The following is an 8921-nucleotide window of genomic DNA, read 5'->3' as shown; positions in this document are numbered from 1 at the left end:
TCCAACAAACCAAAATGGGGATGGAGACGACATGAAACAGAGACTGGGCTATCTCGCACTGCCGCTGGTGATGGCAGCCGCGTTCACGACGCAGGCGCGCGCCGACGGCGAGACCATCGCCGTGTTCACCAAGAACCAGACCAACCCGTTCTTCCAGACGGTGCGGGTCGGTGCCGACAACATGGCGAAGACGCTGAACGCCAAGACGCTTCAGTATATTCCGACCAAGCCGGACTCGATCCCCGAGCAGCTCAGTCAGATCGAGGACGTCGTGGTGAAGAAGCCGAGCGCGATCGTCTTCACGCCTGTCGACTACAAGGCGATGGTGCCCGGTGTCGAGAAGATCAACGACGCCAAGATTCCCGTCGTCAACATCACCGACCGCTCGGCCGGCGGGAAATTCCTCTCCTTCGTCGGCGCCGACGATTACAGCCTCGGGCTCGAGACAGCGCGCTTCCTGCTCAAGACGCTCGGCGGCAAGGGCAACATCGTCATCATCGAGGGCGTCAAGGGCTCGCTGACCAATGTCGACCGCGTCCGCGGCTTCAACGACGCGCTGAAGGAGAACCCGGGCGCCAAGCTGCTGGCCTCGCAGCCCGGCAACTATCAGCGGCTCCAGGCCCTCCAGGTCATGGAAAACCTGATGCAGTCGAATTCGCAGATCGACGGCGTGCTCGCCGCCAACGACGCCATGGCAGTCGGCGCGATCGAGGCGCTCGACGGCGCCAACCGCAAGGCCCAGGTGATCGGCATCAACGGCACCAAGGAGGCCATCGACGCCATCAAGACGGGAAAGCTGCTGGCGAGCGGCGACTACAACGGCTTTTACCAGGGCTGTCTCGGCACCATGATGGCGGTCCGCAGCTTGCGCGGGCAGCCTGTCATCAGCGAGATCGTGCTGAAGCCCACCGTCATCACCAAGGACAATTACCAGCCGTTCGACCAGCCGCTCGAGCAGCGCACCTGCCCGACCTTCGAAGAAGCCGGCAAGCTCAGCGCGAAGTAACCGCGCCTCGTTCCAATCAAGCCATGGGACGGCTGATGACGCAGCCGTCCCCAAGAAGACTGGAGTCATCATGCTGTTCGCCATTCATGCCGTCGACCGCACCGGCGCACTGCCGACGCGGATTGCCAATTACGACGCTCACAAGACTTTCCTCAGCGACACATCCCGCTTCGGCGTCAAGATCGTGATGTCAGGACCGCTGGTCGCCGACGACGGCGCCACCATGATTGGCAGCCTGTTCCTGATCGAGGCCCCCAGCCGTGCAGAGGTCGAGGCCTTCAATCGCGCCGATCCGTTCGCGGCCGCCGGCATCTGGGAGAAAGTCACGATCACGGGGTTCCTGCGGCGGCAGGGCTAAGCAGCGGCGCGTCCCTTGGACTCTGCTCGTGGCCGCAGATGGACCGCGAGCGGATAATGGCATCTTCAGAGTTTAGTCCACTCTAGCTTCGACGGCGGACCTCAAGGTGCGAAGCGGTAATTCCGGCTAGCCGTTCTGCGAACCGTCGGCATAGCCGCCGCCGATCTCTGTGTTGGGCGCGAGAAGTCCTTTGCCCGGGACATGATTGATCTCCAACCGTGTACCGTCTGGATCTTCAAACAGCACCGAGTAGTAGCCAGGAGCAAAACTGTCCTCCTGCGGCTCATGGACGATATGTGCGCCGATCTTTAAGAGAAATTCATAGACCTCGTCGACGTCGGCACGTTCTCGCGCACGAAAGCAATGGTGATGCAGCCCGACAGAGCCCTGGCGGAATCGTTGCCCGGCATACTCCTCTGCCGGAGCATGAATGCCGAAACCGGTACGACCACCGACGCAATAGAAGGTGTTCACAGTATCGGCAACGATCGTAAGGCCCAGAAATGGCAATAGCTGTCCATAGAAAGCGCGTGCAGACGAAAAATTTCCGGCTGTGATGAATGTGTGGGCAACACCGTTGATTTGCATGTTCTGTCCTCCCATCCAACAGCGGCTCGTGACAAGCCAATGGAATCCAATTGATGTAATGATGCTGGTGTACCGGCAACACACGGGCCACTGCGCTCATGCAAGCAGCGCGATGAGCAATCAAACAGACGGCCCATGTACCCATATCGGCAAGTCAGTTGTTGATCATCGCGCGACGATGCCAATTGTCTGCAATGTCCGCAACGGGTCACAACCGGGCTTCCCGGCGCAGCTTTCAGCCAGAGGGCTGACAGTCCGATGCTTGCGACAGCCATCAGCTACGGAAATATCTCCGCCCGCGGATGGCCAAGCTCATACGAAAAACCCCAGCGCTTGCGGGCGCTGGGGCGTTTCAAAAAAATCAATTGGTAAGGCAATAACGCCTCTATAGCAGTCCTTTCAGCGGCGGTTTGTGAACTGGTTCACACATGCCGTGCGGGATGGCCGGACTATTTGTCACATCCGGCGCGGCTAGCTCCGCCGTGGCTTCCTCGGAAACAGCCGATCGCGGATGTAGCGCGAGGTGGCGGTCAGCCGAATTCCCCGCGGCTTCTGCCAGGCGGCGCGGTCGAGCTCCTTCTTGTCGCCGATGGCGAGGCGCCCCTTGGCGCTCTTGGCGATGAAGATGGCATCGCTCATCTTGCGGCCCGAACGCTTGTTCTTGGCCGTCACTTCCTTCCAGAGACTGATCCGGCCGAGCTTCAGCTTGGGCAGCTCCTCCTTGATCTCACGCCGGAGGCAGGCCTTGTCGGTTTCGCGCGCACGCTTGCGGCCCCCCGGGAACATCCAGAGGCCGTCCACCCGTCGCCTGACCAACAAAACCTTGCCGCGTTTGGCGGCAACCAGCTTGGAAGACTTCGCCATACCTGTCGCAAACCGAGAAAAGAATCTGGATGCCATCGTAACTTGTCTATTTCATTAGACAAGTTCGATGGCCGGTCCGGTCGACGCCGCCCCCGGCAATTGTCCACATCTTGCTAGACAGTTGTAATCCGCGCGTGCCGCGCGATCAGGTCTCGTCGGCCATGGGCGGCTCTGCCGCCCGCTTCCCCGCCGAGCCGATCCATGCCGCCGCGATCTCCCACGCCACCGACAGGATGATCGGCCCGATGAACAGGCCGACAATGCCGTGGGCGAGCGTGCCGCCGATGACACCGACGAAGATCACGATGGTGGGCGTGTTGAGACCACGTCCCATCACCAGCGGCTTCAACATGGTGTCGATGAAGCCGACCACGACGAAGAACACGGTGAGCACCAGCGCCGTGGTGACGTCCTTGGCGGTCCAGATCCAGATGATGACGGGCAGCAGCACCAGGAACGCGCCGATCTGAACGATCGACAGCAGCAGCACGATGAAGGCGAGCAGGCCCGCGCTGGGCACGGCCGCGAGCTTGAAGCCGATTCCGGCCAGCAGCGCCTGCACGATGGCGACGCCGATGACGCCTTGCGCCACGGCGCGGATGGTGGCGCCGCCAAGCTCGAGGAAATGCTCGCTCTGCTCGGGCACGATGCGCGACAGGAAACCACGTCCGGCCGCAACCAGCCTTGGCCCGTGCGGAAACAGGAAGCCGGCCACGAACACCGAGACCAGGAACTGGAGCGTGCCGAGGCTGGCATCGCCCGCGAGCACCAACAGCGGTCCCGCCAGCGGCTGAAGATAGGGCGCAACCTCGCGCAACACGGCGCGGATGTTGTTATAGGCCTGGTCCCACAGCTCGTAGAGCGTCGGCCCGATCAGGGGCCACGACTTGATCTGCTCGGGCGCCGACTGCAGCGCGAGATCACCTGTGCCGAGCTCGTGCGCGAGCTCCCTCACCCCGTCCACGGCACTGAGGCCGAGCCAGGTGGCGGGGCCGAGCACGATGCCGAGCGTGATCAGGGTCAGGATCGCGGCGGCGGTCTTGGGCCGTCCGCCGAGTACCTTGGCGACCCAGCTGAACGCCGGATAGAACGCCACCGCGAGCACCGAGCTCCAGGCCAGGATCGGCACGAACGGCCGGATGATCAGGAAGGACCAGATGATCAGCAGCGCCAACAGGCCGAGCCGGATCACGAGCTGAATGACATCCTCGCCCGTCAGGAGCTGACGCAGACTTTTCACAGGCACGGCTTTCCTTGCGGCATCAACGCGGGTTCCGGCTCTTGCGCGGCCCAGCGTTATTGCGAGCCCCGGGCCGGGCGTCAAGACGAGCGGAATTGGGTGCGGCACCAGCCGATTAGGAACGCCTTGTCCCGCCGGGCATTCCCGAAGCATGGCGCGCCACCCCCGAGAGCCCGAAGTGCACGCAGGTATTCACCGCGGCATTCATTATGCGATCGAGCCGAATGCCGCACCCGGCTATTGGCGCTACGGCTACACGATCGGCGACAGGGTCCGCTCCGGACGGGTCCAGGGCCGGTTGCCCCTGCTGGCCATCCGGCGTGTGCAGATGCGCATCGACCGCGACATGCGGCCCGGGCGGGCCGACGCGGATCGCAAGCCCGAGGTCTCGGCCCCTGCACAGGCTAGAAGTGATAGTTGATGCCCACCGTGGCGGTCTGGATGTTCAGCTTCACATTGGCCGGCGATGAGACCAGATTGCCCGTCGTCACCGGCTGCTCGGTGATGGCGCCGAAGCCGAGGTAGTTGTACTCGGCCCGCATCGACCAGTTCGGCATGAACATCCATTCGACGCCACCGCCGGCGAGCCAGCCGGTGCGGTTGAAGCTGCCTGCGGCGGAGCCGGCGAGCGCGCCGGCCAGGCCGTTATTGGCACTGTACTTGTCGCGGGTGAACGCCGCACCGCCCTTGGCGTAAAGCAGCACGCGGTCGAAGGCGACGCCGAAGCGTCCGGCGACCGTCGCGATATAGTCGTTCTTCACCGACAGGTTGAAGCCGGCACCGCCGCCGAACGGGCCGCCGGCATTCAGCGTGACACTCGACCAGGCCCCGGTGCCCTCGAGGCCAACCACGAAATTGCTGATCTGATAGTTGCCCCCGATCTGGCCGCCGACCACGCCGCCGCTCGCCGAGACCGAACTCCAAGTCGACGTCGGATCGGTCGGGTCGATGCCGGTCCATTTGCTCCAGGCCCCGCCGCCATGGGCACCGATATAGAATCCGGTCCAGGTGAAGATCGGTGCCGGCGGTATCGGCGCCTTCACCGGCGCGCGCTCGATCATATCGGCCGCAAAGGCCGGCGTTGCCAGCGACAACAGCGCAGCCGTCAGAACCAGTTTCTTCCCCATGGCACGTCCCCCGTTTGTCCGCCTCTCAATCGAGGCTGCGGGGTAAAATCTAACTGTCCGCTCGAGGATGCGCTTGGACCGACCGGCGGCGCGATTTGGACTGACGGGCGCTGAAAAAACCGGGAAAAACCTGCAATATCAATTGCTACCGCGAGGTTTGCCTAACGACGATTAACCGGATTTCGGCCGACCGGTTTACGCCGATGCAAAGGCTCGCACCTAGGCTTCGTCGCAGGTCCCAAAACACTTGCGGTACAATGGCCAACAGCATCTGGACGATCGAGGAATTCACCTGCACCGGTTGCGGCATGAACTACACCGCGACCCGGGAGGAGCACGGCGAGCCGCATACCGGCAGCTTCAAATGCAGCATTTGCAGCAGCGTGGTGCATAGCTGGTCCGGCAAGCACCATTTCTTCGGCTGGCAGGCGGTGAAGACCAAGCCGGCCGTGTTCGGCCGCCGCTGGGCCGGGGTGCAGTATTAGCAATCGCAGGTCCCGAAGCCGGATCCTTCCGTGACCGGACTTCGCGACCCGCAAGCCGTCCGCCTAGCGGCGCACGCCGACGCGATTGACGCCGCCATTCAGATTGGTCCCGCTCGCGGTACCGGCACGAACCGCAGCACGCGCAACCGGACGCGGCCGCAGCACCACGCCGGCCCTCGCGACGCATGACGGCGGATAATCGACGTACTGGCAATAGACCACGGCATTCGCGGGTGTCGGGCTGAGCGTGATATTCGCAAATCCCAGCAGACCGGCAACCGCGATCGCTGCGGCAGATATTGACTTCATCGAAAGACGCATCGTGATCCTCCCTCGGTGCACGCAAAGTGGTGATGGGGACCGCCCCAACGCGGTCCAACCCAACGTGGCCGCCGGAGCCCGGGCTGCGTTGACTTAGATCAACCGTGGCTGCCGCATCGGAACATGCCGAATACGACGCGGGAAGGCGGCGTCATGCCTGCCATTCGACGCGGATGCGCGGCTTTTGCTGGCGTGCGACAGCGGCTAAGTTCGCCCTCCCCGCAACTGAAGCCGATACATGATGACCGCTCCTTTCGTTCCGCAGATCGCCCTCTACCGCAACTGGCTCGCCGCGCGGCGCGGCCTGACCTTCTCGAATTACGAGGAGATGCGGCAATGGTCGGTGCGCGATCTCGATGCGTTCTGGCGCAGCATCTGGGATTATTACGATCTGCAATCGCCGACGCCGTTTGCGGCCGCCATCACCGAGCGCAAGATGCCCGGCGCGGTCTGGTTTCCCGGCGCTAACGTGAACTATGCGCGGCAGGTGTTCCGGCATGTCGACGCGGCGCATGCCGCGGGCCTGCCCGCGATCGTCAGCAGCGGCGAGGATGGCCGGCTTCATGAGACCAGCTGGCCGGCGCTGCGGCGCAAGGCAGCCGCGCTCGCGCTGCATCTGAAGGACAAGGGGATCAAGCCCGGCGACCGCATTGCGGCCTATCTGCCCAACATCGCCGAGACCATCATCGCGTTTCTCGCCAGCGCCAGCATCGGCGCGGTCTGGAGCCTCTGCGCCCCCGATATGGCCGCGCCTGCCGTGATCGACCGCTTCAAGCAGATCGAACCGAAGGTGCTGATCGCCTGCGATGCCGTCACCTATGCCGGCCGCAAGCACGACCGCAAGGACGTCGTCGCCGAGTTGCGGCGATCGCTGCCGTCAGTCGAGCACGTCATCCTGCACAGCGAAGCCGCCGCGCCTGCGGCACCGGACGCCCTGCTCTCCGAGATCAACGCAAGGACGAGCGCTGCGATCGACGCCTTCGAGCCGATGTGGCTGCCGTTCGATCATCCGCTCTGGATCGTCTATTCCAGCGGCACCACCGGGCTGCCGAAGCCGATCGTGCATGGCCATGGCGGCATCGTCATCGTGGTGCTGGCGCTGCTCGGCCTGCACAACGACATCGGCTGCTCCTACCACGAGAATTCGTTCGGCGAGCGTTATCACTGGTACTCGTCGACCGGCTGGATCATGTGGAACAGCCAGGTCGGCGGGCTGCTGAGCGGCACCACCTGCTGCATTTTCGACGGCAGCCCCGGCGGCACCCGGGACAAGCCCGACTGGTCCACACTGTGGCGTTTCGTGGCGCAGTCGAAAGCGACCTTCTTCGGCGCCGGCGCGGCGTTCTTTGCCAACTGCACCAAGGCGGAGATCGATCTCACCGCCGCCGGCGATCTGTCGCGGCTGCGCTGCCTCGGCTCGACCGGCTCGCCGCTCAGCGCCGACACGCAGGCCTGGTTCAACGCGCGCTTCGCCGGCTTGTCGAAAATCAACGGCAGCGCGGCGCAGGCCGACATCTGGTGGGCGAACATTTCCGGCGGCACCGATTTCGCCGGCGCTTTCATCGGTGGCAACCGCGAATTGCCGCAGACGCCGGGCGCGATGCAGTGCCGCCTGCTCGGCGCCGCCGTCGAAGCCTTCAGCGAACAGGGCCGCGCCGTGATCGACGAGGTCGGCGAGCTCGTCTGCACCGAGCCGATGCCGTCGATGCCGCTCTATTTCTGGAACGACAAGGGCAACGCGCGCTATCTCGCCAGCTATTTCGAGACCTATCCCGATAATTTCGACGGCAGCGGTCGCGGCCCCGTCTGGCGGCACGGCGACTGGCTCAAGATCAATCCGGACGGCTCCTGCGTGATCTACGGCCGCAGCGATGCGACCATCAACCGGCACGGGCTGCGCATGGGCACCAGCGAGCTCTATTCCGCGATCGAGGCGCTGCCGGAGGTGCTCGACAGCCTCGTCGTCGACCTCGAATATCTCGGGCGCGACAGCTACATGCCGCTGTTCGTCGTGCTGCGCGAAGGCGTTGCCTTCGACAGCGCGATGTTGGCCAGGATCAACAAGGCGATCGAGGCCGGCCTGTCCCGCCGCTTCCTGCCGAACGAGATTTTTGCGGTCGCAGAGATCCCGCGCACGCTGTCCGGCAAGAAGCAGGAGCTGCCGATCAAGAAGCTGCTGCTCGGCCAGCCCGTCGAGAAAGTCATCAACAAGGAGGCGATGGCCAATCCCGCCTGCCTCGACTGGTACCTCGCCTTTGCGCGCGACTATCTGGCGCGAACCGCGGCCTGACGGGAGATGGTCTCAATTGCGCCGGTGCTGTTTGCACTCCGTTCACGGATCGCCGCTAGATCAGGCGGCATCGTCCGCAACGAAAATGTGCCATGGCCGACCTCAACGCCGTCATCACCAGGCTCAACGACCGTCTGCTCCGCCTCGAGGGCGAGCTGTTCGTGCTGCGCTCGCTGGCGCGCGCGACTCTGACGGCGGGCGACGACCACGGCGCGCGCATGCGCAAGCTGGTCGAGGCCGCCAAGATCGCACTCGATGACGAGGCGAAGCGCGAGCTCGACAAGCCCACGCGCAAATATGTCGATGCGGCAACCGCGCTGGTGGAGGAATTGCTCGAGGAGCCGACCGCAGCGCGGCCGCTGTTCACCGTGATCCAGGGCGGTCGGCACGATTGAGCGCGTCAGACCGGACGCGGCGTGCCCGTCTCGGCGGATTCAGCCTTGAGGCGGCTGAGACCCTGCTCGATGATCGCGATCTCCTCGTCGATCTTGCCGATCGGCAGGCTGAAATCATAGGCGCCTGACCTGCTCTTCAGATCGACGGCGAGCCGCTGCCTGTGCATCATCAGCTCGTCGAGGCCACGGCGGTTCTTCAGCCGCACATAGGCGTCCACGATCTGCGCAATTGCGTTCGACATGACAT

At 63.9% G+C, this 8921-nt stretch carries 12 protein-coding genes; 6 read left to right on the top strand and 6 right to left on the bottom strand.

Translation table 11 applies throughout. From position 1 onward, the window contains the following. The first annotated feature begins 31 nt into the window (after positions 1-31). Together JQ631_RS09450 and JQ631_RS09445 are read left to right on the top strand one after the other, a co-directional pair. On the top strand, positions 32-1006 hold the full coding sequence (locus JQ631_RS09450) for a sugar ABC transporter substrate-binding protein (RefSeq protein ID WP_212325698.1): 975 nt from the start codon (positions 32-34) through the stop codon (positions 1004-1006). Between the two features lie 70 nt (positions 1007-1076). Next, positions 1077-1364 carry a YciI family protein gene (locus tag JQ631_RS09445; RefSeq protein WP_212325697.1) on the top strand — a complete coding sequence of 96 codons (288 nt, stop codon included), beginning with the start codon at positions 1077-1079 and terminating at the stop codon, positions 1362-1364. A gap of 126 nt (positions 1365-1490) precedes the next feature. Here JQ631_RS09445 and JQ631_RS09440 read toward each other — a convergent pair whose 3' ends face one another. From JQ631_RS09440 to JQ631_RS09430, 3 genes are all read right to left on the bottom strand, one after another. Beyond that, positions 1491-1952 (bottom strand): VOC family protein, encoded by a 462-nt coding sequence (locus JQ631_RS09440; protein WP_212325696.1) that lies wholly within the window; start codon positions 1950-1952, stop codon positions 1491-1493. A 471-nt stretch (positions 1953-2423) separates the two neighbouring features. Then, positions 2424-2816 carry an NUDIX hydrolase gene (locus tag JQ631_RS09435; RefSeq protein WP_212325693.1) on the bottom strand — a complete coding sequence of 131 codons (393 nt, stop codon included), beginning with the start codon at positions 2814-2816 and terminating at the stop codon, positions 2424-2426. A gap of 145 nt (positions 2817-2961) precedes the next feature. Then, complete coding sequence (locus JQ631_RS09430) at positions 2962-4056, bottom strand: AI-2E family transporter (RefSeq protein ID WP_433995518.1); 1095 nt, start codon at positions 4054-4056, stop codon at positions 2962-2964. Between the two features lie 178 nt (positions 4057-4234). Between JQ631_RS09430 and JQ631_RS09425 the strand changes: the two genes are divergently transcribed. Next, the gene (locus JQ631_RS09425; RefSeq protein ID WP_249160222.1) at positions 4235-4477 is read left to right on the top strand and encodes a hypothetical protein; all 243 of its coding nucleotides are present in this window, start codon (positions 4235-4237) and stop codon (positions 4475-4477) included. Here JQ631_RS09425 and JQ631_RS09420 read toward each other — a convergent pair. Next, entirely contained in the window at positions 4461-5183 is a 723-nt protein-coding gene (locus JQ631_RS09420) for an outer membrane protein (RefSeq protein ID WP_212325689.1), read from the bottom strand. The two genes, JQ631_RS09425 and JQ631_RS09420, sit on opposite strands and share 17 nt — an antisense overlap. Before the next feature lie 257 nt (positions 5184-5440). Here JQ631_RS09420 and JQ631_RS09415 point away from each other — a divergent pair, with 257 nt between their 5' ends. Then, on the top strand, positions 5441-5668 hold the full coding sequence (locus JQ631_RS09415; RefSeq protein ID WP_212325687.1) for a hypothetical protein: 228 nt from the start codon (positions 5441-5443) through the stop codon (positions 5666-5668). 63 nt (positions 5669-5731) lie between these two features. Here JQ631_RS09415 and JQ631_RS09410 read toward each other — a convergent pair whose 3' ends face one another. After that, positions 5732-5977: a hypothetical protein gene (locus JQ631_RS09410; protein WP_212325686.1), complete on the bottom strand. Its 246-nt coding sequence runs from the start codon at positions 5975-5977 to the stop codon at positions 5732-5734. Between the two features lie 253 nt (positions 5978-6230). Between JQ631_RS09410 and JQ631_RS09405 the strand changes: the two genes are divergently transcribed. Both JQ631_RS09405 and JQ631_RS09400 read left to right on the top strand, forming a co-directional pair. Further along, a complete protein-coding gene (locus JQ631_RS09405; RefSeq protein ID WP_212328549.1) occupies positions 6231-8279 on the top strand; it encodes an acetoacetate--CoA ligase in 2049 nt (682 codons plus the stop codon). Between the two features lie 92 nt (positions 8280-8371). After that, positions 8372-8674, top strand: coding sequence for a hypothetical protein (locus JQ631_RS09400; RefSeq protein WP_212325685.1), 303 nt, complete (start codon positions 8372-8374; stop codon positions 8672-8674). A 5-nt stretch (positions 8675-8679) separates the two neighbouring features. Here the strand turns inward: JQ631_RS09400 and JQ631_RS09395 are convergent, their stop codons facing one another. Beyond that, entirely contained in the window at positions 8680-8916 is a 237-nt protein-coding gene (locus JQ631_RS09395) for a hypothetical protein (protein ID WP_212325684.1), read from the bottom strand. Positions 8917-8921: the final 5 nt, after the last annotated feature.

The sequence above is a fragment of the Bradyrhizobium manausense genome (genome assembly GCF_018131105.1).
Classification (GTDB): domain Bacteria; phylum Pseudomonadota; class Alphaproteobacteria; order Rhizobiales; family Xanthobacteraceae; genus Bradyrhizobium; species Bradyrhizobium manausense_B.
This window is presented reverse-complemented; position numbering and strand designations above follow the sequence as displayed.

Bases quoted from the DNA above. Each gene is read 5' to 3' on its own strand.
- JQ631_RS09450 (WP_212325698.1), top strand. From the start codon at position 32: ATGAAACAGAGACTGGGCTATCTCGCACTGCCGCTGGTGATGGCAGCC.
- JQ631_RS09445 (WP_212325697.1), top strand. From the start codon at position 1,077: ATGCTGTTCGCCATTCATGCCGTCGACCGCACCGGCGCACTGCCGACG.
- JQ631_RS09440 (WP_212325696.1), bottom strand. From the start codon at position 1,952: ATGCAAATCAACGGTGTTGCCCACACATTCATCACAGCCGGAAATTTT.
- JQ631_RS09435 (WP_212325693.1), bottom strand. From the start codon at position 2,816: ATGGCGAAGTCTTCCAAGCTGGTTGCCGCCAAACGCGGCAAGGTTTTG.
- JQ631_RS09420 (WP_212325689.1), bottom strand. From the start codon at position 5,183: ATGGGGAAGAAACTGGTTCTGACGGCTGCGCTGTTGTCGCTGGCAACG.
- JQ631_RS09415 (WP_212325687.1), top strand. From the start codon at position 5,441: ATGGCCAACAGCATCTGGACGATCGAGGAATTCACCTGCACCGGTTGC.
- JQ631_RS09410 (WP_212325686.1), bottom strand. From the start codon at position 5,977: ATGAAGTCAATATCTGCCGCAGCGATCGCGGTTGCCGGTCTGCTGGGA.
- JQ631_RS09405 (WP_212328549.1), top strand. From the start codon at position 6,231: ATGACCGCTCCTTTCGTTCCGCAGATCGCCCTCTACCGCAACTGGCTC.
- JQ631_RS09400 (WP_212325685.1), top strand. From the start codon at position 8,372: ATGGCCGACCTCAACGCCGTCATCACCAGGCTCAACGACCGTCTGCTC.
- JQ631_RS09395 (WP_212325684.1), bottom strand. From the start codon at position 8,916: ATGTCGAACGCAATTGCGCAGATCGTGGACGCCTATGTGCGGCTGAAG.